19 protein-coding genes are annotated in these 22,601 nt (G+C 73.5%); 15 read left to right on the top strand and 4 right to left on the bottom strand.

From position 1 onward, the window contains the following. Positions 1 to 13 precede the first annotated feature (13 nt). From AB0H28_RS09535 to AB0H28_RS09495, 9 genes are all read left to right on the top strand, one after another. Positions 14 to 1,006 (top strand): hypothetical protein, encoded by a 993-nt coding sequence (locus AB0H28_RS09535; protein ID WP_358036385.1) that lies wholly within the window; start codon positions 14 to 16, stop codon positions 1,004 to 1,006. Between the two features lie 57 nt (positions 1,007 to 1,063). Further along, positions 1,064 to 1,405, top strand: a complete 342-nt coding sequence (locus AB0H28_RS09530) for a hypothetical protein (protein WP_091061503.1) — start codon at positions 1,064 to 1,066, stop codon at positions 1,403 to 1,405. A gap of 277 nt (positions 1,406 to 1,682) precedes the next feature. Continuing rightward, on the top strand, positions 1,683 to 2,753 hold the full coding sequence (locus AB0H28_RS09525; protein WP_358036633.1) for a BMP family ABC transporter substrate-binding protein: 1,071 nt from the start codon (positions 1,683 to 1,685) through the stop codon (positions 2,751 to 2,753). 202 nt (positions 2,754 to 2,955) lie between these two features. After that, positions 2,956 to 4,563: an ABC transporter ATP-binding protein gene (locus tag AB0H28_RS09520; RefSeq protein WP_358036631.1), complete on the top strand. Its 1,608-nt coding sequence runs from the start codon at positions 2,956 to 2,958 to the stop codon at positions 4,561 to 4,563. Then, positions 4,560 to 5,897, top strand: a complete 1,338-nt coding sequence (locus AB0H28_RS09515) for an ABC transporter permease (RefSeq protein ID WP_358036383.1) — start codon at positions 4,560 to 4,562, stop codon at positions 5,895 to 5,897. The genes AB0H28_RS09520 and AB0H28_RS09515 overlap by 4 nt, the downstream gene beginning before the upstream one ends. A 2-nt stretch (positions 5,898 to 5,899) precedes the next feature. Then, positions 5,900 to 7,180, top strand: coding sequence for an ABC transporter permease (locus AB0H28_RS09510; protein WP_358036381.1), 1,281 nt, complete (start codon positions 5,900 to 5,902; stop codon positions 7,178 to 7,180). Between the two features lie 104 nt (positions 7,181 to 7,284). After that, the gene (locus tag AB0H28_RS09505; protein ID WP_358036379.1) at positions 7,285 to 7,989 is read left to right on the top strand and encodes a cytidine deaminase; all 705 of its coding nucleotides are present in this window, start codon (positions 7,285 to 7,287) and stop codon (positions 7,987 to 7,989) included. A 143-nt stretch (positions 7,990 to 8,132) separates the two neighbouring features. Next, positions 8,133 to 9,413, top strand: a complete 1,281-nt coding sequence (locus AB0H28_RS09500; RefSeq protein WP_358036377.1) for a thymidine phosphorylase — start codon at positions 8,133 to 8,135, stop codon at positions 9,411 to 9,413. 99 nt (positions 9,414 to 9,512) lie between these two features. Further along, complete coding sequence (locus tag AB0H28_RS09495) at positions 9,513 to 10,193, top strand: DUF4272 domain-containing protein (RefSeq protein ID WP_358036375.1); 681 nt, start codon at positions 9,513 to 9,515, stop codon at positions 10,191 to 10,193. On the opposite strand, the gene AB0H28_RS09490 is transcribed toward AB0H28_RS09495, so the two are convergent. After that, positions 10,190 to 11,041 carry a putative RNA methyltransferase gene (locus AB0H28_RS09490; protein ID WP_358036629.1) on the bottom strand — a complete coding sequence of 284 codons (852 nt, stop codon included), beginning with the start codon at positions 11,039 to 11,041 and terminating at the stop codon, positions 10,190 to 10,192. The genes AB0H28_RS09495 and AB0H28_RS09490 overlap by 4 nt on opposite strands. A gap of 63 nt (positions 11,042 to 11,104) precedes the next feature. Between AB0H28_RS09490 and AB0H28_RS09485 the strand changes: the two genes are divergently transcribed. Further along, positions 11,105 to 11,524: a PPOX class F420-dependent oxidoreductase gene (locus AB0H28_RS09485; RefSeq protein ID WP_358036373.1), complete on the top strand. Its 420-nt coding sequence runs from the start codon at positions 11,105 to 11,107 to the stop codon at positions 11,522 to 11,524. A 46-nt stretch (positions 11,525 to 11,570) separates the two neighbouring features. Further along, the gene (locus tag AB0H28_RS09480) at positions 11,571 to 12,647 is read left to right on the top strand and encodes an adenosine deaminase (protein WP_358036371.1); all 1,077 of its coding nucleotides are present in this window, start codon (positions 11,571 to 11,573) and stop codon (positions 12,645 to 12,647) included. On the opposite strand, the gene AB0H28_RS09475 is transcribed toward AB0H28_RS09480, so the two are convergent. Beyond that, positions 12,648 to 12,986 (bottom strand): hypothetical protein, encoded by a 339-nt coding sequence (locus AB0H28_RS09475; RefSeq protein ID WP_358036369.1) that lies wholly within the window; start codon positions 12,984 to 12,986, stop codon positions 12,648 to 12,650. Positions 12,987 to 13,445: 459 nt separating this feature from the next. Here AB0H28_RS09475 and AB0H28_RS09470 point away from each other — a divergent pair, with 459 nt between their 5' ends. The 4 genes from AB0H28_RS09470 (at position 13,446) to AB0H28_RS09455 (ending at position 18,774) form a co-directional block, all read left to right on the top strand. Beyond that, positions 13,446 to 17,300, top strand: coding sequence for a nitrate- and nitrite sensing domain-containing protein (locus AB0H28_RS09470; RefSeq protein WP_358036367.1), 3,855 nt, complete (start codon positions 13,446 to 13,448; stop codon positions 17,298 to 17,300). Next, entirely contained in the window at positions 17,297 to 17,701 is a 405-nt protein-coding gene (locus AB0H28_RS09465; RefSeq protein ID WP_013283992.1) for a roadblock/LC7 domain-containing protein, read from the top strand. Before AB0H28_RS09470 ends, AB0H28_RS09465 begins: the two co-directional genes overlap by 4 nt. 100 nt (positions 17,702 to 17,801) lie before the next feature. Continuing rightward, positions 17,802 to 18,179, top strand: coding sequence for a DUF742 domain-containing protein (locus tag AB0H28_RS09460; protein ID WP_091416218.1), 378 nt, complete (start codon positions 17,802 to 17,804; stop codon positions 18,177 to 18,179). 1 nt (position 18,180) lies between these two features. Next, positions 18,181 to 18,774, top strand: coding sequence for an ATP/GTP-binding protein (locus tag AB0H28_RS09455; RefSeq protein ID WP_091061022.1), 594 nt, complete (start codon positions 18,181 to 18,183; stop codon positions 18,772 to 18,774). A 90-nt stretch (positions 18,775 to 18,864) separates the two neighbouring features. Here the strand turns inward: AB0H28_RS09455 and AB0H28_RS09450 are convergent, their stop codons facing one another. Together AB0H28_RS09450 and AB0H28_RS09445 are read right to left on the bottom strand one after the other, a co-directional pair. Next, positions 18,865 to 20,085, bottom strand: coding sequence for an ABC transporter substrate-binding protein (locus tag AB0H28_RS09450; protein WP_358036364.1), 1,221 nt, complete (start codon positions 20,083 to 20,085; stop codon positions 18,865 to 18,867). 125 nt (positions 20,086 to 20,210) lie between these two features. After that, complete coding sequence (locus tag AB0H28_RS09445) at positions 20,211 to 22,601, bottom strand: transposase (RefSeq protein ID WP_358036362.1); 2,391 nt, start codon at positions 22,599 to 22,601, stop codon at positions 20,211 to 20,213.

Here is a 22,601-nt window from a genome sequence, read left to right as displayed (position 1 = left end):
TAAGGAGGCGACAATGCTCCGCTCCCGCTCGCCCTGGGCCCTCGCCGCGCTGCTCGTCGGCGCGGTGGTGGCGGTGCAGGCGCTGCTCGTACCGCTGTTCGCGGCCCCCGCCGCGCACCTCGCGCCGCGCGACCTGCCGGTGGCCGTGGCCGGCCCGCCGCCGGCCGTCGCCGAGCTGACCGCCCGACTGGCCGCCGCCCGCCCCGGCGGCTTCGCGGTCACCGCGCTGCCGGACGCCACGGCGGCCGACCGGGCGCTGCGCGACCGGGAGGTCTACGCCGCGTTCGTGGTCGGCCCGGACGGCGTCGCCCTGCACACCGCGCCGGCCGCCAGCCCCACCGTGGCGGCCCTGCTCACCGAGGCGGCCGGCCAGCTCTCCGCCGGCCGCCCGGTGCCCGTGACGGCGGTCGTGCCGGCCGACCCGGACGACCCGCGCGGGGCCGGGTTCGCGGCCGGCTTCCTGCCGCTGGCGCTCACCGGCATGCTGGCCGGCGTGCTGCTCACGCTCCTGGTCGCCGGCCGCCGCGCGCGGCTGGCCGGCCTGCTCGGGTACGCGGTGCTGGCCGGTGCGGTCGGGGTCGCGGTGCTGCATGGCTGGCTCGGCCTGCTCGGTGGCGCCCCGTGGCGGGAGGCGGGGGCGATCGGCCTGTTCTCGCTCGCCGCGGCCGGCATCGTGGCGGGTCTCGGCACGCTGCTCGGCCGCGCCGGCCTGGGGCTCGGCGCGCTGCTGGTCTTCCTGGTCGGCAACCCGCTCTCCGCGGTCGCCGCCGCGCCCGAGCTGCTGCCGCAGCCGTGGGGCACGGTCGGGCAGTTCCTGCCGGTGGGCGCCGGCGGCACGCTGCTGCGTTCGGCGGCGTTCTTCGACGGCGCGGGCGCGGCCCGGCCGCTGGCGGTGCTGGCCGGGTACGCGCTCGTCGGACTGGTGCTGGTGCTGGTCGGCCGCCGGGCCGTGGAACGTGTGGACGCGCCGTCGGCACCACCGGCCCGGACCGAGGTCACGGTATGACGGCACCTCGCCGAGCTGACTACTACGCGCCGTCGTTGATAGGGGAGAATGGCCGGCGTGGAAGCTCTTCGACTGATCCTTCTCTACGTCCATCTGATCGGCTTCGCGCTGCTGCTCGGCGGCGGGATCGCCCAGTACGTGAGCGGCCGGCTGCGGATCAACGCGGCCATGCTGTGGGGGGCGGTGATCCAGATCCTGACCGGTCTCGGACTCTCCGCGCCCCTGCGCGACGGCGACGAGCCGGCCCCGGCGAAGCTTGTTACCAAGTTGGTGCTCGCGTTGCTCATCTTCGTCATGGTCTTCTTCTCGCGTAAGCGGGAATCCGTGAACCGCGGGCACTTCCTCGCGATCATCGGGTTGACCCTGCTCAACGCGGCGGTCGCGGTCTTCTGGCGGTAGCTTGCCGGGCGACGGGAGCGCACCGGGAAACGGACGTTCAGGACACGTCCACGCACGCCTACCGGCCGGAAAAGTGATCTGCCCCACGCAAGGGTTACACCGGGGTAACGGACGCTCAACAGTCGTGCACGATTGTCGGCCGGTGGGTGGGCGCGGGCGTACGCTCCCGTCCGTAACGTGGGACGCCGGCGGCATACCGCAGGCCGGCGCAAGGGCATGCGTACCGCGCACGACGCGGGCGCAATGGGAAGGAGACGTCTTGCGCTCTGTGCGTGGGATGCGGATCGCCTCCGCCTTCGTGGCGGGTGGCCTCGTGCTGGGCGCCGCCGCATGTGGTGAGGCTCCCGAAGACGACAACAACGCCGGCGGCACCGGTGGCAAGAAGTACAGCGCCTGCATGGTGACCGACGTCGGTGGCATCGACGACAAGTCCTTCAACACCTCGGCCTGGAAGGGCCTCCAGGAGGCGAAGAAGGAGAACGACAACATCGACATCAAGAACGTGCAGTCGAAGGCCGAGGCGGACTACGAGGTCAACCTCAAGGGCTTCGTCGACCAGAAGTGCGACTTCATCCTGGCCGTCGGTGGCCTGATGTCGGACGCCACCAAGGCCGCCGCCACCGCGAACCCGAACCAGCAGTTCGCGATCGTGGACGCCAACCCGGGTGTAAGCAACGTCTACCCGATGCAGTTCGACACCGCGCAGGCCGCGTTCCAGGCCGGCTACCTGGCCGCCGGGATGAGCAAGACCGGCAAGGTGGGCACCTACGGCGGCCTGCCGATCCCGCCGGTCACCATCTTCATGGACGGCTTCGCCGACGGGGTGGCCTACTACAACAAGGCCAAGAGCAAGAACGTCCAGGTGCTGGGCTGGGACAAGGCCACCCAGAAGGGCTCCTTCACCAACGACTTCGTCAAGCAGGACGAGGGCAAGAAGGTCTCCGACGCGCTGGTCGCCCAGGGCGCCGACATCGTCATGCCGGTCGCCGGCGGCGCCGGCCTCGGCACCACCGCCGCGGCCAAGGCCTCGGGCGGCAAGTACTCGGTCGTCTGGGTGGACGTCGACGGCTGCGAGAGCACCCCGGACTGCTCGGCGATCCTCACCACGGTCGTCAAGAACATCCCGGACGCCGTCAAGGAGGCCGTGGTGAAGGCCGCCGGTGGCGAGAAGCTCCAGGCGCAGCCGGGCTTCGTGGGCACGCTGGCCAACAACGGCGTCTCCATCGCGCCGTACCACGAGTTCGACAGCAAGGTTCCGGCGGACCTGAAGGCCGAGGTCGACAAGATCAAGGCGGACATCGCCGCCGGCACCATCACGGTCACCTCGAAGGCCCAGCCGACCAAGTGACCGCTGCGCCGGCCGCCGCGGTGAGATCATCGGCTGCGGGGGCCGGCGAGCACAGGTAGCACGATCCGGCCGTCCCGGGCGTACGGGGTCCGAACCCCGCGCCCGGGGCGGCCGGTCACCTTCCTCCACCACACCCCACCCGGCGCGGTGGCGGCGCGGCAGTAGCTACGCTGCACCATCGCTCGCACTCCAGGAGGTTGCGCTGAGACTCGAACTGCGCGGCATCACCAAACGGTTCGGTGATCTGGTCGCCAACGACCACATCGACCTCACGGTGGAGCCTGGAGAGATCCACGCCCTGCTCGGCGAGAACGGTGCCGGCAAGTCGACCCTGATGAACGTGCTCTACGGCCTCTACCAGCCGGACGAGGGCGAGATCCTGGTCGACGGGAAGCCGCTGCGGCTGCGGGGGCCGTCGGACGCGATCACCGCCGGGATCGGGATGGTGCACCAGCACTTCATGCTGGTGCCGGTCTTCACCGTGGCCGAGAACGTGATGCTCGGCGCCGAGCAGGTCAAGCTGCCGTTCGCCGGGTTCCTCGACCGCCGGCGGGCCCGGCGTGAGGTGGCCGAGGTCTCCGAGCGCTACAACCTGCGGGTCGACCCGGACGCGGTGATCGAGGACCTGCCGGTGGGCATCCAGCAACGGGTGGAGATCGTCAAGGCGCTCACCCGTGACGTCGACCTGCTGATCCTCGACGAGCCGACCGCCGTGCTCACCCCGCAGGAGACCGACGAGCTGCTCACGGTCATGCGGTCGCTCAAGGCCGCCGGCAAGTCGATCGTGTTCATCACCCACAAGCTGGGCGAGGTGAAGGCGATCGCGGACCGGATCACCGTGATCCGGCGCGGGCGGACGGTCGGCACCGCCGAGCCGAGCGCCAGCCGGGACGAGCTGGCCGCGCTGATGGTCGGCCGCAACGTCCGGCTGACCGTGGACAAGAAGCCCGCCCAGCCCGGCAAGCCGATCCTGGAGGTCGCCGGCCTGGTCGTCGACGACGACCGCCAGGTACGCGCCGTCGACGGCGTCGACCTCACCGTGCACGCCGGTGAGGTGCTCGGCGTGGCGGGCGTGCAGGGCAACGGCCAGACCGAGCTGATCGAGGCGATCATGGGCCTGCGCCCGGTGCTCGCCGGCACGGTGAGCCTCGACGGCGAGGCGGCGTCAGGTTGGTCGACCAAGAAGGTGCTGCGCGCCGGCGTCGGCTACGTGCCGGAGGACCGCAGCGTCGACGGACTGGTCAAGGAGTTCTCCGTGGCGGAGAACCTGGTGCTGGACATCTACGACCGGCCGCCGTTCGGCCGGGGCCTGTCGCTGAAGCCGAACGCGATCGCGGAGTCGGCCAGGGAGCGGATCGAGCAGTTCGACGTCCGCACCTCGTCGGCGGACGCGGCGGTCGGCACGCTCTCCGGCGGCAACCAGCAGAAGGTGATCGTGGCGCGGGAGCTGTCCCGGCCGCTGAAGCTCTTCATCGCCGCCCAGCCCACCCGGGGTGTGGACGTCGGCTCGATCGAGTTCATCCACAGCCGGGTCGTCGGCGAGCGGGACGCCGGCACCGCGGTCATGGTGGTCTCCAGCGAGCTGGACGAGGTGATCGGCCTGGCCGACCGGATCGCGGTCATGTACCGCGGTCGGATCATCGGCATCGTCGGCCCGGACACCCCGCGCGAGGAGATCGGCCTGCTGATGGCCGGCATCACCCCGGACACGGCGCCCGCGACCCCGCACGAGGACAGCGCCGCCGCCACCCCGCACGAGGGCGACGCCGCCCCGGCCCCCGAGGGCCCCGGCAACGAGGACGAGGCATGACGAACCCGAACCCGGCGTCGGGCTCCCCCGACAAGGAGCCGGCGACCGAGGCGCTCCAGGCGCGCGAGGAGGCCCGGGCGACGCCGACCGCGCCGGCCGGCGACACCGCGCCGAAGCAGCGGCCCGCCGAGGCGCCCCGGCCCAGCCTGGGCAAGCTCTTCCTGGACAACCTCTGGGCGGCCAACACGGTCACCGTGACCGTGCTCGCGGTCGTGCTGGCGATGCTCGTCGGCGCGGTGCTGATCATCGTCTCCGACCCGGACGTGCTGGCCACCTACGGCTACATCACCGCCCGCCCGGCGGACGCCTTCAACGCCAGCTGGACCGTGGTCAGCGAGGCGTACGCGAACCTGTTCAAGGGTGCGGTCTTCGACCCGGACGCGGTCGGCTTCACCGCCGCGATGGGGCCGATCTCGGAGACGCTCACCTACACCGCGCCGCTGGTCTTCACCGGCCTGTCGGTGGCGCTGGCCTTCCGCGGCGGCCTGTTCAACATCGGCGCCCAGGGCCAGGCGACCATCGGTGTCATCCTGGCCGCGGTGGCCGGCTTCGCGCTGCCGCTGCCGCCCGGGGTGCACCTGCTGGTGGCGCTGCTCGCCGGCGCGCTGGGCGGTGCGCTGTGGGGGTTCATCCCCGGCATCCTCAAGGCGCGCACCGGCGCCCACGAGGTGATCAACACGATCATGCTCAACTATGTGGCGATCTACTTCCTGTCCTGGATCATCGTGCAGGGCGGGGTGCAGAACCCGGACCGCGCCGACGCGATCAGCAAGCCGGTCGAGTCCTCCGCGCAGCTGCCCCGGCTGCTCGGCGACAACCTGCGGGTGCACGCCGGCATCCTGCTCGCGGTGTTGGTCACCTGGTTCATCGCCTGGCTGCTCAACCGCTCCACGCTCGGCTTCGAGCTGCGCGCGGTGGGCGCCAACCCGGACGCCGCCCGGACCGCGGGCATCAGCGTGACGAAGACGTACGTGCTGGTGATGATGATCGCGGGGCTGCTGGCCGGTCTCGGCGGCTCGAACATGGTGCTCGGCTCCACCGCCGACGCGCTGACCCCGCTGGTGATCGCGCAGATCGGGTTCGACGGCATCCTGGTCGCCCTGCTCGGCCGGGTCAAGCCGTGGGGCGTGCTGCTGGCCGCGCTGCTGTTCGGCGCGCTTCAGGCCGGCGGCAACCGGATGCAGTCATACTCCGGGATCTCGCTGGAGCTGGTCACCGTGCTCCAGGCGCTCATCGTCATCTTCATCGCCGCGCCCGCCCTGGTGAAGGCGATCTTCCAGCTCCGGGCGGCCCGCACCGCCCGGTTGCAGACGAGCCTCGCGAAGGGCTGGTGAGCATGTCCACCACCGCTGTCCCCGCCGTCGCGGTCACCGCTGTCGACGAGGGTTTCTGGACGCGGGCCCGCAAGGCCGGTGCCGTCCTGCTGGCGCTGGGCGTGCTCGCGGCGGTGCTGTTCGGCTCGCTCGCCACCGACCAGCAGGCCCGCTTCACGCTCAGCGAGACCGAGGGCGGCGCCGCCCTGGCGATCCACGGCACGGTCGGCGCGATTCTGTTCGGGGTCATCGCCGCGGCGGCCGGTGGCGCGCTACTGGCCGGCGTGCCGAAGCGCTGGTTCACGCTGCTGCTCGGCGCCGGGCTGGTCGCCTTCGTGCTGAGCTTCCTGTGCTGGCAGGTGTCGGCCGCGCCCGACGGGCGCAACTTCATGCCGCTGGTCAACATCGTGCGGGGCACGTTCGTGCTCGCCCTGCCGCTGATCTTCGGTGCGCTGGCCGGCGTGCTCTGCGAGCGCTCCGGCGTGGTCAACGTGGCGATCGAGGGCCAACTGCTGATGGGCGCGTTCTCGGGCGCGCTGTTCGGCAGCATCTCCGGCAGCGTCTGGGTGGGTCTGGTGGCCGCCGCGCTCGGCGGAGCGTTCATCTCGCTGCTGCTGGCCGTGTTCGCCATCCGCTACCTGGTCGACCAGGTGGTCATGGGCATCGTGCTCAACCTGCTCGCGGTCGGCGTCACCGGCTTCCTCTACGAGCGGCTCATGCAGACCGACGCGGCGAAGTACAACAGCGCCCCGCGGTTCAGCAGGTGGGAGATCCCGCTGCTGTCCGATATCCCGCTGATCGGGCCGGCGCTGTTCCGGGGCAACATCTTCCTCTATCTCGGCCTGCTGCTGGTGCTGGTCATCCACCTGGCGCTGTTCCGCACCCGGTGGGGCCTGCGGACCCGGTCGGTAGGTGAGCACCCGACCGCCGCCGACACGGTGGGCGTTAAGGTGCTGCGGCTGCGCTACCGCAACGTGATCATGGCCGGTCTGGTGGCCGGGGTCGGCGGCGCGTCGTACACGCTGGCGCTCTACTCGTTCACCAAGAACATGATCGGCGGAAAGGGCTTCATCGCCCTGGCCGCGCTGATCTTCGGCCGGTGGAGCCCGACCGGCGCGCTGCTCGCGGCGCTCTTCTTCGGCTTCGCCGACCAGCTCGCCACCTACCTTGGTGCGATCGGCAGCGGCATTCCGAGCCAGTTCCTGGCGATGCTGCCCTACCTGGCGACGATCCTGGCGGTGGCCGGGCTGGTCGGCAAGGTCCGGGCGCCGGCCGCCGACGGCAAACCGTACGTCAAGGGCTGACCCGCCGCGACGCACCGTGCCCGGCGGGGGAGACCCGCCGGGCACTGTCGTCTCCGGCCGGGCACCCGACCGATCGGCGTGAATTGGGCAGAATGGGGGTTGTGATGGAGATCGACTGGGAGCGGCTGCGGGCCGCCGCCGTTGAGGTCATGCGGCACGCCTACGTGCCGTACTCGAAGTTCCCGGTCGGGGCCGCCGCCCTGGTCGACGACGGCCGGACGGTGGTCGGCTGCAACGTGGAGAACGCCGCGTACGGCGTGGTGCTCTGCGCCGAGTGCGGCGTCGTCTCCTCGCTGCACGCCACCGGCGGCGGCCGGATCGTGGCGCTGTCCTGCGTCGACGCGACAGGTGAGCCACTGATGCCGTGCGGCCGGTGCCGGCAGCTGCTCTGGGAACAGGGCGGCCCGGAGTGCCTGATCGAGGCGAAGGACCGCCCGCTGCGGATGGCTGAGCTGCTGCCGCACGCGTTCGACGTGGCCGACATCGAGGCGGTCACCGGCGAGCACCCGGTGCCGGTGGTGCCGGACCGGCTGGCTGCCTGGCGGGGCCGCGGCACCGTGTTCGTGCACCCCGACCTGTCCGCCGGGCAGCAGGTCTGGACGGCCTACTGGGAGCGGTCGGCCGGGGACACCGAGGGCGCCGAGACCGGCGTGCTGGAGGAGGGCCCCACCTGGGACGATCCGGCCGGCGCGATCGAGTGGGGGGCGGCGCGGACGCCGCGCGTGGTCGTGGTGGACGCGTCGGGCGCGATTTTCTGGGCCGGCGAGGGTGAGCCTCCGTCGGAGATTCCTGGCCGTTGGGGTGGTTGAGGTGGGGGCCTGGGCCGACCGTGCCCGGCTCCGGGCGGTCAGGCTTGATCCCTCCGCCGGTCACGGTCGGCCCAGGCCTGACGTGGTCGCCGTCCGCGGGTCGTCGCGGGTCCGAGTGTTGATCTATTGATGGGAACTCAAAGGTGAGTGCTTTTACGGCGGTTGACGTCATCCGGGCCAAGCGGGACGGGGGGGTGCTGAGCGACGGGCAGATCGACTGGGTGGTCGACGCGTACACCGAGGGGTTGGTGGCCGACGAGCAGATGTCGGCGCTGGCCATGGCGATCCTGCTGCGCGGCATGACCGGCCCGGAGATCGCCCGGTGGACCGCCGCCATGATCGCCAGCGGCGAGCGGCTGGACCTCTCGCCGGTGGCCCGGCCGACCGTCGACAAGCACTCCACCGGCGGCGTCGGTGACAAGATCACCCTGCCGCTCACCCCGCTGGTCGCCGCGTGCGGCGCGGCCGTCCCGCAGCTCTCCGGGCGGGGCCTGGGCCACACCGGCGGCACCCTCGACAAGCTGGAGTCGATCCCGGGCTGGCGGGCGGCGCTGTCCAACCACGAGTTCATCGCCCAGCTCCGCGACGTCGGCGCGGTGATCTGCGCGGCCGGTGACGGGCTCGCCCCGGCCGACCGCAAGCTGTACGCGCTGCGCGACGTCACCGGCACCGTCGAGGCGATCCCGCTGATCGCCAGCTCGATCATGAGCAAGAAGATCGCCGAGGGCACCGGGGCGCTGGTGCTCGACGTGAAGGTCGGCTCCGGCGCGTTCATGAAGCACGTCGACGACGCCCGCGAGCTGGCCCGCACCATGGTCGAGCTGGGCGACGCGCACGGGGTGCGGACGGTCGCCCTGCTCACCGACATGTCCACCCCGCTCGGCCGGGCCGTCGGCAACGCGGTCGAGGTGACCGAGTCGGTGGAGGTGCTGGCCGGCGGCGGCCCGGCCGACGTGGTGGAGCTGACGCTGGCGCTGGCCCGGGAGATGCTCGACGCGGCCGGCCTGCCGGACGCCGACCCGGCCGCCGCGCTGCGCGACGGGCGGGCCATGGACTCGTGGCGGGCGATGATCCGGGCGCAGGGCGGCGACCCGGACGCCCCGATGCCGACCGCGAACGAGGTCGAGGTGGTCACCGCTACCGAGGACGGCTGGGTGACCGGGGTGGACGCGTACGCGATCGGGGTGGCCGCCTGGCGCCTCGGCGCCGGCCGGGCCCGCAAGGAGGACCCGGTGAGCGTCCCCGCCGGCGTGGTGCTGCACAAGCGCCCCGGCGACCCGGTGCGTGCCGGTGACCCGCTGTTCGAGCTGCGCGCCGAGCACGCCGAGCGGATCCCGGCCGCGTTGGCGCAGGCGCGCGACGCGATCCGGGTGGCGCCGGCGGCCCCGACCACGACGCCGCTGGTGATCGAACGGATCGGGTGACCGGCGGGCCATGGTGCCGGCCCGGCCGGAGCCGCTATCCTCGCAGGCCAGGGGGACCGACCGGCATCGAGCCGAGGCGAGCAGACAGGGACTGAGGCGTTGCGCGTATCCGCTCCCGACCCCCGGGCCGTCCGTGAGGCGAGCCTCGACGAGTTGTCCCGGCTGGGCCTTCCGCTCCCGCCGCCGCAGTTCCCGCTGGTCTGGGAGCCGGGTGACGAGATCGAGCTGCGCCCGACGCCGGACATCGAGGCACGGATCGCGGTGCTGCACCTGATCCTGGCCCGCTGCTTCGGCATGCCGCCGCAGGCCGCGATGAGCTGGCTGCTGGAGTCGCATCTGGTAGAGATGCTGACGCCGCCGGAGTGGCAGTTCGTGATGGGCGGCCGGGGCGACCACCGGTCGTTCGTGCTGCACCACGACGCGCTCTTCTCGCTGGCCTGGGTGCTCGGCCTGAGCAAGCAGCTCGACCCGACCGTGCCGGTGGACGAGCGGCTGGTCGAGCGGATGCCGAACCTGGTGACGGGGGAGACGTTCGGCCGGTGGCGGGCCCGGATCCTGGCCGCGCCGCAGCATCCCGCCGACGCCGCCGCCCTGCTCGACCTGCACTACTGCCTGGACTGGGCCTACCTGGAAACCGAGCGGGCCGGCCGGGCGCTGCCCGGGCTGGTGGACGCGAACGCCATCGGGCAGCGCCGGTGGGCGCTGGAGTGGGCGGTGGTGCTGCGCGGGCCGTACCACGACGAGCCGCCGGGTTGGGAAGAGGTCGACCTCTCCACCTAGCGGGGACGGTGCGTGCCGAGCCGGACGGCGAGCGTGACCGGCGTCGGCTCGGGCAGGGCGGCGATCCGCGCCGCGAGCCGTGCCGGGTCCGCGTGCCAGGCGCTCGGCCCCATCCCGACCAGCGTGGTGACCTCGGCGCGGGTCAACGCCAGGCGGGCCCGGTGCTCGGTGGCGGCGTCCTCGACGAAGTGGGCGCCCAGGCTGCCGGCGACCCGGTCGGCCTTGGCCGGGTCGACCCGCAGCAGGTCGAGCGCCTCGACCAGTTCACCGAGGTGGTCGCCGGTCGGGGTGACCACCAGCAGCGCGCCGGCCGGGTCGAGCACCCGGTGGAACTCCGCGCCGTTGCGCGGCGCGAAGACGTTCAGCAGCACGGCCGTGGACCGGTCGGCGAGCGGCAGCCGCTGCCAGGTGTCGGCCAGCGCGGCGGCGGCGCGCGGGTGCGCGCGGGCCGCGCGGCGCAGCGCCGGCTTGGAGACGTCCAGGGCCAGGCCGGCGGCGTCCGGCAGCGCCGCCAGCACCGCGGCGAGATAGTGCCCGGTCCCGGCGCCGGGCTCCACCACCAGGGGGTACGGGTCACCCACCGTGATCCGGCTCGCGGCGTCGGACAGCGCGGCGGCGAGCGCGTCGTAGTGGCCGGCGGCGAGGAAGTCGGCCCGGGCGGCGACCATGTCCGCGCTGTCCCCGCTGTGCGGGGCCCGCCCGGCGAGCAGGTTGACGTAGCCCTGCCGGGCGGTGTCGAAGCTGTGCCCGCGCGGGCAGCGCAGCGCGCGGGCGGTGCCGGCGGTCGTCCCGGTCAGCGGCTCGCCGCAGACCGGGCAACGCAGCCGGGCCAGCACCGACGGGAGCAGAGCGGGGTCGGCCACGCCGAAGATCCTATTCCGGGCGCCGGGCGGGCCGATCTAGATTGGGGCATGGCAACCAGCGAGCGACTGTGGGAACTGTTCGGAGCGCACGGCCGCGGGGTCCTGGCCACCCTGCGCCGGGACGGCCGTCCCCAGCTCTCCAACCTCGACTACCTGGCCGAGCCGGGGCTCGTCCGCTGCTCCAGCACGGCCGACCGGGCCAAGGTGCGCAACCTGCGCCGCGACCCCCGGGCCAGCTTCCACGTGACCACCGCCGACGGCGGGGCGTACGCGGTGGCCGAGGGCACGGTCGCGCTCACCCCGCCGGCCGCCGCGACCGACGACGCGACGGTCGAGGAGTTGGTCGAGGTCTACCGGCGGATCCGCGGCGAGCACCCGGACTGGGCCGACTACCGGGCCGCCATGGTGGCCGACGGGCGGCTGGTCCTGCGTCTGCACGTCGAGCGGGTGTACGGCTGGCGGCCCTGAGCCGGTCCGCTGCCGGGACGGCACCGGCGATGACTAGGGTCTGAGCATGGTCGCAATCTCGTACGAGGACATCGTCAAGGTCCCGAAGGCGCTGCTGCACGATCACCTCGACGGCGGCCTGCGGCCCGCGACGATCGTCGAGCTGGCCGCCGAGGCCGGCCACGAACTGCCCACCACCGAACCGGACGCGCTCGGCCGCTGGTTCGCCGAGGCCGCGAACTCCGGTTCGCTGGAGCGCTACCTGGAGACGTTCGCGCACACCGTGGCGGTGATGCAGACCGCGCCCGCGTTGCGGCGGGTGGCCCGGGAGTGCGCGCTGGACCTGGCCGCCGACGGCGTCGTCTACGCCGAGGTCCGGTTCGCGCCCGAGCAGCACCTGGAGCGCAACCTCACCCTGGACGAGGTGGTCGAGGCGGTGGTGACCGGGTTCCGGGAGGGCAGCGCGCTGGCCGGTGAGGCGGGCACCCCGATCCGGATCGGCACCCTGCTCACCGCGATGCGGCACGCCGCCCGCTCGCAGGAGATCGCCGAGCTGGCGGTGCGGCACCGGGACACCGGCGTGGTCGGGTTCGACATCGCCGGCGCCGAGGCCGGCTTCCCGCCCACCCGGCACCTGGACGCGTTCGAATACCTCCAGCGGGAGAACTTCCACTTCACCATCCACGCCGGCGAGGCGTTCGGGCTGCCGTCGATCTGGCAGGCGATCCAGTGGTGCGGCGCGGACCGGCTGGGCCACGGTGTGCGCATCGTCGACGACATCACCCCGGGCAACCCGCCCGCGCTGGGTCGGCTGGCGGCGTACGTGCGGGACAAGCGCATCCCGCTGGAGCTGTGCCCGTCGTCGAACGTGCAGACCGGCGCCGCGGCGTCGATCGCGGACCATCCCATCGGGCTGCTGCGCGACCTGCGGTTCCGGGTGACGGTGAACACCGACAACCGGCTGATGAGCGGCACCTCGATGTCGCGCGAGATGGCGCTGCTGGTGGAGGCGTTCGGCTACGGCTGGAAGGAACTCCAGTGGTTCACCATCAACGCGATGAAGAGCGCGTTCATCCCGTTCGACGAGCGACTGCGGATCATCGAGGAGGTGATCAAGCCGGCGTACGCGAAGCTGATCGGCTGATCACGACCGGCGCGGGTGGCCGGCGAGCAGGGCGGCCACCCCGCGCAGCACCTCGCCGGCCCGCGCGGCCTCGGCGCCCAGCCCGGTCTGGCGGCGGAGCACGGCCGGCTCGGCCCGCAGCAGCGTGAGGCCGCGCCGGAGCAGCACCCGCGGCGCCTTGCGCTGTTCGGCGAGGTCGCGGGCGAGGCGGCGCAGGAAGGTCGCGCCGCGTGGGCGGCGCAGCGCGTACGCCCCGGCGAGCAGGCCGCGGCGCCGGCACTCGGCGACGATCTCGGCGGCGAAGATCCCTTCGGCGACGAAGAATGGCGATCCGTCGACGTCGAATGGCCGGGTGGCCACCCTCCGGTCCGCGCCGATCGCATAAACCGGCACTTCGGCCTTGCCCTCACGGGCCAATCGGGCAATGGTTTCCACCGCCGTGTCCGCATCCCAGGACAAGGGAGACTCCCAGTCGACCTGTCCGTTTTGACGCGGACACGTAGGGTCATCGCCGTCCTTGTAGAAGTCGTCCAAACACAGCACCGGAAGTCCTGTTCGCTGTGCTATGTACGACTTTCCTGAGCCGGACGGACCGGCGAGGAGGACGACGCGATGCGGGTGATTCATTACCTTCAGTGACTCCGGCCAGACGGATTGCTATCAAATTGCATCAACATCTCATCACACCTCAGGCGAGGGACAACCTGGGCTTTCTCTTTGCGAGGCGGCGTGATGGAATCTCGGAGGTCCGACCCGCCGGGTCGGACGCTCGGCGTTGCCCTCAGGTGACGTCGGACGCGGTTTTGCGAGGGCGGTGACGTGAGCAAACGGCCAACGACGGCGGGCTCCTTCCTGTCGCGGCTGCGCCGGCCGGCGAGCCGGCTGCGCGACATGCCGATCTGGTCCAAGCTCGGTCTGATCATGATCGTGCCGACCATCGCCACGGTCGTGGTGGGCACCAGCGGTCTGATCGACCACCTGGAGACGCTCAACAGCGCCAACCGGGCCGGCGACCTGGCCAGCCTGATCGGCTACTCGGGTGACCTGGCCGACACCATGCAGGACGAGCGGGCCGGCTCCGTGCTGTTCCTCGGCGCGCGGGAGGTCCAGACCCGGGCGCAATATCAGGAAGCCTTCAACCGGGCCAACCAGCGGGTGGACCAGGCGAAGGCGCCCTACCTGCGCCAGCGTGGCGAGCTGGACGATCTGCCGCGCAACTTCGAGGCCCGGCTGGACGAGATCGACGACCAGCTCAAGGACCTGCCCGCCACCCGCAGCCAGGTGCTGAACGGCAGGCTCAAGATCGACGACGCGAAGAAGGTGTACGACAGCCTGATCGAGGACCTGCTGTCGATCCGCGACTCGACCACCCAGCTCGCCGGCGACAACGACCTGAGCGACCGGATGCGCGCCGCCGCCGCGGTGGCCCGGCAGAAGGAATACCTGGCCCAGCGCCGGGTGGTCGTGCACCAGGCGCTCACCCAGGGGCAGTACAGTCCCGCGCTGCGTGAGCAGTTCATCGCCAGCGGCACCGCCCAGGCGCAGGCGCTGGCGACCTTCCGGTCCGTCGCCACCCCGGCCGACTCCGAGTTCTTCGACCAGACCGTCGAGGGTCCGGACCTGCGCAAGGCGGAGAACCTCACCGGCTTCATGCGCGGCAACAACAGCGGCTCGATGAAGAACGCGCCGTTCGGGCCGGACCAGTGGGACCAGGCCATGGTCGGCAACGCGAAGCTGCTCCGCACGGTCGAGTCCCGGCTCGACGGCAACGTGGTCCGGCAGGCCGACGAGCTGCGCTCGGACACCCAGCGCCAGGTGTTCCTCGAAACCGGCCTGCTGCTCACCATGCTGCTGCTGGCCATCCTCTTCGCCTACCTGGTCGCCCGCTCGATGGCCCGCTCGCTGCGCGACCTGCGCCAGGGCGCCCTCTCGGTCGCCCAATACGGCCTGCCGCAGGCGGTGGCCCGGCTGCGCGACCCGCAGGTGACCGGCCAGCTCTCGCCGGTGCAGCTCGCCAACCAGATCGCCGAGCCGCTGCCGGTGCGCAGCAAGGACGAGTTCGGCCAGGTGACCGAGGCGTTCAACGCCGTCCACCTGGAGGCGGTCCGGACCGCGGCCGAACAGGCCGCGCTGCGCGCCTCCGTCGCGACCATGTTCGTCAACCTGGCCCGCCGCTCGCAGATCCTGGTCGACCGCCTGATCGGCCACCTCGACCGGTTGGAGCGCGGCGAGGAGGACCCGGACCGGCTGGCCGAGCTGTTCCAGCTCGACCACCTCGCCACCCGGATGCGCCGCAACGACGAGAACCTGCTGGTCCTCGCCGGCGCGGACTCCACCCGCGTGCAGCGCGAGCCGGCTGCCCTGATCGACGTGCTCCGTGCCGCCCAGTCCGAGGTCGAGCACTACACCCGGATCGAGTTCGGCGTCATCGACCGGGACATCGAGGTCGCCGCGCACGCGGTGAACGACCTGGTGCACCTGGTCGCCGAGCTGTTCGACAACGCCACCGCGTTCTCCCCGCCGGACTCGCACGTCATGGTGGAGGCCCGCCGGGTCGGCGACCGCGCCTCCCTCTACGTCGAGGACCGAGGCATCGGCATCAGCGCCGACCAGCTGCACGACCTGAACGAGCGGCTGGCCACGCCGCCGCAGGTGGACGTGGCGGTCTCCCGGATGATGGGTCTCGTCGTGGTCGCCCGGCTGGCGGCCCGGCACGGCGTCAAGGTCGAGCTGCGCCCCGCCGCCGACCGGGGCACCGTCGCCGACGTCACGCTGCCCACCACGGTCCTGGTGCCGCGCGCCCTCGCCGGCCGCGGACAGCCGGTGCCGGCGCTCCCGGCCGCCGGCCAGCAGCAGGGCGGCCCCGCGCCGGCCTTCGGCAACGGTCCGGCGCCGGCTTTCGGCAGCGGTCCCGCGCCGGCCTTCGGCAGCGGCCCGGCGCCGGCTTTCGGCAGCGGTCCGGCGCCGGCTTTCGGCAGCGGTCCGGCGCCGGCCTTCGGCAGCGGTCCCGCGCCGGCTTTCGGCGCCGGCCCGGCGCCCGCCTTCGGTGCCCTGCCCGCATACGGCAACGGCCCGCAGAGCCAGCCGCCGTCGTCGCACCCCGGCACCTCCGGCAACCAGGTCACGCTCGGCGGCCGGTCCTTCGACCCGGGCCACCGCAACGGCGCCGGCACTCCGGCGAACGCCGGCCGCGCCATGCCGGCCTGGTCCGACCTGACCGGGGCCAACGCGAGCGCCAACGACAGCTACCCGCCGCGGCCCGAGAACGGCCAGCCGATCGACCCGCTGCCCCAGCGGCGCAACCCGGGCGACGGCGACCCGGCCGTCAGCGGTCAGCAGCCGGCGATCCCGCGGCAATTGCCCAGCAGCCCCGAGGCGCGGCCCTACCACCCGCCGCCGGTCTCCGCCCCGCCGGTCCCGCCGGTGTCGGCCCCGCCGCTGCCGCCGGTCTCCGGCGTCCCGGCCGGTGGTCACCCGTTCGCCGGTCGTCCGGTGTCGGCCGCGCCGGTCTCCGGTCACCCCGTCTCGGGTGACCCGTACCAGGGTGACCCATACTCGGGTCGACCGGTCTCGGGCGACGCGTACTTCGGCCGTCCGGTGTCGGCCGCGCCGGTCTCGGGTACCCCGCTGCCGGCCCGTCCGGTGTCGGCCGCGCCGGTCTCGGGCACTCCGCTGCCGGCCCGTCCGGTGTCGGCGGCGCCGGTCCCCGGCCCGGCGACCGACGGCGACCCGGTCTCCGCGCCGCCGGCCGACCAGCCGCCGTCGCGTCCGGCGCCCGCGTCGCACGTGGGCGCGCCGCCGGTCTGGCCGCCGGTCGCCCCGGCCCCGGCCGCGCCGGAGCGACCCGCCGGCGGCCTCGACATGACCACCGAGCTGCCTCGCGTCCCGCGTTCCGAGACCCCGTCGGCCGCGGCGCAGCAGCCCGCCGACCAGCCGCCGGCCACACCGCCGACGCCGGCCGGCGCGCCGCGGCCGGCCGCGCCCCAGCAGGCCGGCAACCGCCAGCGGTACGCGGACGAGACGATGGAGCTGCCGATCTTCCGGGAGCTCGAGTCGGCCTGGTTCCGCACCCGCCGGCCGGGGCCGAACGAGGAAGCGGCGGCACCGACCCCGGCGGCTCCGGCGAACGGCGCCGCGACCCAGCAGTTCGCCAAGGTGGACACCGCCGGCCGGCCCGTGCCGCAGACGACACCCGCAACGACAGGTAACACACCGATGGCACAGACCCCGACGGCCGGCGGAACACCCCAGGACAACCGGGCGGCGAACGGGAACGGCCGTCCCGCGTACGCCGGAGGTCTGCCCACCCGGCAGCCGACGGCGCCGCAGCAGTCGTCGCCGTGGCAGACCGCGGCGGACGACGGGTGGCGCGCCGCCTCGGCGGCCACCGAGGTGCCGGTCGCGGAAACCACGCGGAAGGGCCTGCCGAAGCGGACACCGATGGCGCAACTGGTGCCGGGCAGCATCGACAAGCCGTCGCCGGTGGCGCAGCGGCGGACGCCGGAGGCCGTCCGGGGTCTGCTCTCGGCCTACCATCGGGGTGTCCAGCGGGGGCGTAACCACCCGACCGACAGCAACACGACCGGCCCGGAGGGCACTCCGGGCGGGCAGCAGTCCTCGCAGTCTGGCTCAGGCCCGGTGGCCGGGAGCGGGCAGAAGGAGCAACAAGGATGACTACTACGCAGGATCTCGGATGGCTGCTCGCCAACTTCGCCGACCGGGTGCCCGGCGTGGCGCACGCGGTCGCGGTCTCGGCCGACGGCCTGCTGCTCGCCTCGTCCCGTGACCTTCCGCGGGACCGCGCCGACCAGCTCGCGGCGATCGCGTCCGGCCTGGTCAGCCTGACCCAGGGCGCGGCGCGCTGCTTCGAGGGCGGGGCGGTGCTGCAGACAGTCGTCGAGATGGACAACGGCTTCCTGTTCCTGATGTCGATCTCCGACGGCTCGTCGTTCGCGGTGCTCGCGGCGCGTAGCTGCGACGTGGGCCAGGTCGGGTACGAGATGGCCCTGCTCGTCGACCGGGTGGGCGACGCCCTGACGCCGCAGCCGCGTACGGCTGTGGGGATGATGGGCTGAATGACGCGCTGGCCGATGGGTCAGAAGCGGGAACAACGACGACAGCGACGGGTGCCACCGGGACGAGCCGGTGTCGGGTACGAGGGAGGTGAGCGGCGACATGGCGGATCGTGACGAACCGACCGGAGCGTTGGTCCGGCCGTACGCCGTGACCCGTGGTCGTACCCGCCCCCGGCTCGACATCGCCCTGGAGGCGCTCGTCGAGACGACGGTGCGCGGCCGAGCGGTGGCCACCGGCAACGGTGGCCAAGGCCGTGAACACCAGTACATCGCCGCGTTGTGTGACGGACGTGTGCAGTCGCTCGCCGAGATCGCGGCGCGGATGCAGCTTCCGCTCGGCGTGGCCCGGGTGCTCATCGCCGACATGGCGACGGATGGCCTGGTCGCGGTCCACGAGCCGACCATTCTGGACGACTCCGACGACGCGGTGGGCACTGAATTGCTGGAGAGGGTGCTGAGTGGACTTCGCAGGCTCTGACATGTCGCACCGGCCGCCGGTGCCGAGCGGACGCGTGACGTCGGCGAAGATCGTTATCGCCGGGGGGTTCGGCGTCGGCAAGACGACGCTGGTCGGCTCGGTCTCGGAGATCACGCCGCTGACCACGGAGGCGATCATGACCTCCGCCGGCGTGGGCGTCGACGACACCCGGCAGGTGCCGGGCAAGACGACGACCACTGTGGCGATGGACTTCGGTCGTATCTCGATCGACCGTGACCTGATCCTGTACCTCTTCGGTACGCCGGGTCAGACGCGGTTCTGGTTCATGTGGGACGAGCTGGTCCGGGGAGCGATCGGCGCGGTGGTGATGGTCGACACCCGCCGCCTCGCCGACTGCTTCGCCGCCATCGACTTCTTCGAGCACCGGCGGCTGCCCTACCTGGTGGCCATCAACTGCTTCGACGGCATGCAGTACCACGACCCGCAGGACGTCCGGGACGCGCTCGCGATCTCCCGCGACGTGCCGGTGGTGCCCTGCGACGCCCGCAACCGGGAGTCGACGAAGCACGTGCTGATCTCCCTGGTCGAATACGTGCTCACCATGCGGCGCTCACGGGCGGTCGCACCCGCCTGACCGAGGTGCAGGAAGCGCCCGGCGGCCATCGGCCACCGGGCGCTTCCTGCTGTGTCCGTCACCGGACGTGAGGCGCACCCGCCCGGACGGTCAGGCGTACCGGGTCCAGCCGCCCTGGGACACCTGGTAGACGCCGAGCGAGTCGGCCTCCATGCCCCCGTGCCGGTCCGGGGTGAACGCGTACCCGCCCGCGATGCCCTCGCTCATCCGGGTCGACAGGAACGCCCGCAGCCGGCCCCGGTCGAGGCTCGTCGCCTCCCGGGCCGCCGTCGCGACGAGTTGCAGCGCGTCCGCGCCGTACGGGGCGAAGCCGACCGAGGAGCCGTGCCGTTGGGTGTAGCGGTAGTCGAAGTCCCGCCGCGCCACCAACGCGCCGCTGGTGGCGGTCAACGCGGACCCGCCCAGGCAGGTCGGGTGCACGGCGTACGCCCCCTCGACGGCCTTCGCGTTGGCGCCGCGCAGGGTGTCGTCGACGACCGCGCCGGCGTCGAAGAAGAGTGCGCCACGGTGGCCGGCGCGCCGCAGCTCCCGTGCCGCCGTGCCGGAGTCGGGTGCGGTGCCCCAGACGACGACGCCGTCCGGGTTCCCAGCGGTGGCCCGCTCCGCGGCGGCCCGGAAGCTGCGCCCACCGCCCGGCAGGCGCACCGTGCGCACCAGGTCCACGGTGCTGCCGCCCAGCGCGTCGCGGAGCGCCCGCACCCCGGAGTCGCCGTGCGGCCCGTCCTCGGCCAGCAGGACCACCCGCCCGACCCGCCGCGATTCGAGCAGGTCCACCATCCGGCGCGCCACGTCCGTGCCGTCCGGGGTGAGCTTGAAACTGAACGTGCGGTCGGGCAACGGCTGCAGAATCTGGTCGGAGAAGCCCAGCGCCAGAAACGGCGTCTTGACCTGCTGGGCGGCCACCGCGAGGGCCGTGGCCGTGTCACCGAGCACGCCACCGACCAGGGCGTGCGCCCCGGCCCGGGTCAACTCGGCGGCCTGCCGGGCGGCGACCTCCGGGTGGCTGCCATTGTCCCGGATCTCCAACCGGACCGACCGGAGCAGGGTGCCCACCATGACACCGGACCGGTTCAGCGACTCCGCCGTGATCTCCAGCGCTCGCCGCTGCACCACGCCGAGCGCCGCGCCTCGGCCGCTCAGCTCCAGGCTGGCGCCGACGATCAGGTTCTGGTCACCGGGCGCGCTGCTGCTCGCGCCCTCGTCCGGCCGTTGGCCCTGCGGCCCGCAACCCGCGAGCAGCAGGCCGCCGGCCGCGGCGGCGAGGACGCCCCGACGGGTGAGCACGGTGGAGTCGATTGCCGGTGTCGCCAATGGAGTCGCCTTCCCACCACGGCGAACGTGCGGCGCCGCTGGTCCGCCGGGTATGTTCCCGGCCGGCCGGACCCGGCGTCAAATTACCCGGGTGTGGGCAGGAACACCCGGACGTGGGCGGGCGATCAGGAGCGGTAACCCGCCGAGCGGTACTCGTATTCCCGCTCGTCGTCGCGGTCACCGGTGTCCCGGCTGAAGTCCCAGCCGCCGGCCGCCTCACGGCCCGGGCGACCGCCGACCGCGAAGCCGCCGATCTCCTGCCCGCGCCGCCAACCCCGGAAGTAACCGGTGGTGTTCTCGGCGAGGCTGGCCGCGTTGCGGATGATCCGCAGTGGACGCTCCTCGCGCAGCGGTGAGCCCGGCACCAGGTTGGCCTGCGGCACCCGCTTGGGCAGACCCGCCTTGGTCTCCGCGCCGGTCGCCGGGCGGGCCGCCTGCTCGGCGGCCTGCCAGCCGGTGTCGGCGGTGGACGACCACTCCAGGTCGGCCTCGTCGCCGTGCCCGACGAACCAGGCGGACTTGGCCTGCGCGAAGATCAGCAGGTCGCCGTCGCCCTCGTCGGAGACGGGCGGCGGCCGGTGCTCCTTCGGCGCGGGCCGCCGCTCGAGCGGGGCGGGCATCTCGGCGCGGGGGGCCGTGCGGGTCGCGTCGCCCCGGTCGACCAACCGCAGCGGCGGCGCGTCCGGGCCCGGGTCGGCCGACCGGTCCAGCTCGTTGCGCAGTGCCCGGTCGGCCAGCGGCGGTGGCTCGACCAGCCGCAGCATCGGCGGCTCCTGCGGCAGGTCGTCGGCGAGCCACGGCGGGGTGACCCGGCCCGGGTCGCTCGGCGCGTCCACGCTCCGCCCGTACGGGTAGGCGGGCGCCTCCCGCTCCCGGTCGGCCTGGTCGTCGGCGTTGTTGACCAGCGGCCAGTTGGCGCGGGAGCCCGGCGGGGCGGGTGGCGGGGCGGACGGCCCCGGGTTCGGCACCGGGATGCTCAGATCGGTGGCGCTGAACCCGCCGGTCGGCGGTTCGGCGGCAGTGGTCTTCGGGCGCGGCGGGATGACCGTGCGCTGCCGCTCGGCCCGCGCCTTGTTGATCGCCGCGGTGGTGAGCGTGGGACGGAACGGCTCGCCGGCCTCGGCCGGGGGCACCGCACCACGTTGGGACGGGGCGATCGGGGTGATCCCGGGCGGCGGCGGGGGCGGCGCGGAGACCGGCCGGTTGGTCGGCCCGTCCACCCGCGAGGGCAGGGGCGTGCCGGTCGGCTCGGGACGGCTCGGCGGCGCGGACATCGGCCGGCCCAGTGCCGCGGCCGGGGCGACGTGGGTGACCGGGGCCGGGGCGACCGGCGGCGGCGCGACCGGCGCGGGCGCGACCGGCGGCGGGCCGAGCGGTCGGGGCGCGGTCGAGGCGGCCGGGCCGGAGACCGGCTCCGGGCGGCTGCGCCGGCCACCGGGGACCGGCTCGGGTCGGCTGCGCCGGCCCGGCGGCTCGGTGACGTCGAGTTCCGGTTCGGGTCGGCTGCGCCGGCCGGCCGGCTCGACGGCGGGTCCGGGCTGGGCCGGGCGCACCGGGCGCAGCCCGGTGGAGCCGGCCAACTCGTCGACCGGCTCGCCGCTGCGGGCGGCGGCCCGGCGGCCGGCGGCCGGCGCCGGGGTGGTCCGTTCGGCCAGCGCGCCGACCAGCGCGTCGCAGCCGGCGTCGCAGGCCCGGACGGAAGCGACGGCCTGCCGCACGGTCTCGACGACTGCGGCGGTGAGCACCCGGTCGACGGTGGCCCGCCGGGGCGTCTCGGAGATGGCGACCCGCAGCGCGGTCACCGCCTCGGCGACGGTGTCGGCGTCCGCCAGGCCCTCGGCGGCCAGCTGCGCGGTCACCGCGTCGGTGGCCGCGCCGACGTCACGGCCACGGCCGGCACCGGTCAGCATGCTCGGTTCGGGCAGCGCGTCGAGCACCGCCAGGGCGACCGGCTCGGCCGGGTCGGGGTAGGCCCGCAGCGCGGCGGGATAGAGCTCGCGGAGCACCTCGCGCAGCGTCACGGCGGCCGAGTGCCGACCGCTCGCCAGCGCCGCGTGCGCGGCCAGAACCTGCTTGTAGCCGGCGAGGTCGCGCGGCGTGGGGAGGCTCACCGCGGACAGCGCGCCGGCCTGGAGGGCCCGGGCGAGACCGACCGCGCGGCGCTCGGCCGGCGGGGACTGCATCTCCTCCAGGGAGTCGTCGTCGGCGAACCGCTCGGCGAAGTCGTCGACCGAGTCGTCGTCCGCGATCGCGAGTGGCCGGCCGGCGGCACTGAGCAGCGAGGTGACGGTGTGGTCGTCGCTGTCCGCGGCGATGGCCGCCCCGCTCGGTCCACCGGACCGCTCCACCAGCAACGCGACCAGCCGGGCGTAGCCGGCGGGCTCGTCGCCGATCTCACAGACGTGCAGCAGACGGCCTGCGTCGTCGACCACAGCGGACGTCAGCGTTCCGGCCGAAGCCGTTCGGTCGGCCGGATCTGCCGAGGCCAGACCGCAGTACACGCGCACGAGCGCCAC

It is taken from the genome of Micromonospora sp. NPDC050980, from assembly GCF_040653835.1.
Lineage (GTDB): Bacteria > Actinomycetota > Actinomycetes > Mycobacteriales > Micromonosporaceae > Micromonospora.
Note: the sequence above shows the minus strand (reverse complement) of the source record. Positions and strands in the feature narration are given on the sequence as shown.

Coding starts and splice junctions, on each gene's coding strand:
- AB0H28_RS09535 (WP_358036385.1), top strand. CDS start 14: ATGCTCCGCTCCCGCTCGCCCTGGGCCCTCGCCGCGCTGCTCGTCGGC.
- AB0H28_RS09525 (WP_358036633.1), top strand. CDS start 1,683: ATGCGGATCGCCTCCGCCTTCGTGGCGGGTGGCCTCGTGCTGGGCGCC.
- AB0H28_RS09515 (WP_358036383.1), top strand. CDS start 4,560: ATGACGAACCCGAACCCGGCGTCGGGCTCCCCCGACAAGGAGCCGGCG.
- AB0H28_RS09510 (WP_358036381.1), top strand. CDS start 5,900: ATGTCCACCACCGCTGTCCCCGCCGTCGCGGTCACCGCTGTCGACGAG.
- AB0H28_RS09505 (WP_358036379.1), top strand. CDS start 7,285: ATGGAGATCGACTGGGAGCGGCTGCGGGCCGCCGCCGTTGAGGTCATG.
- AB0H28_RS09485 (WP_358036373.1), top strand. CDS start 11,105: ATGGCAACCAGCGAGCGACTGTGGGAACTGTTCGGAGCGCACGGCCGC.
- AB0H28_RS09480 (WP_358036371.1), top strand. CDS start 11,571: ATGGTCGCAATCTCGTACGAGGACATCGTCAAGGTCCCGAAGGCGCTG.
- AB0H28_RS09465 (WP_013283992.1), top strand. CDS start 17,297: ATGACTACTACGCAGGATCTCGGATGGCTGCTCGCCAACTTCGCCGAC.
- AB0H28_RS09460 (WP_091416218.1), top strand. CDS start 17,802: ATGGCGGATCGTGACGAACCGACCGGAGCGTTGGTCCGGCCGTACGCC.
- AB0H28_RS09455 (WP_091061022.1), top strand. CDS start 18,181: ATGTCGCACCGGCCGCCGGTGCCGAGCGGACGCGTGACGTCGGCGAAG.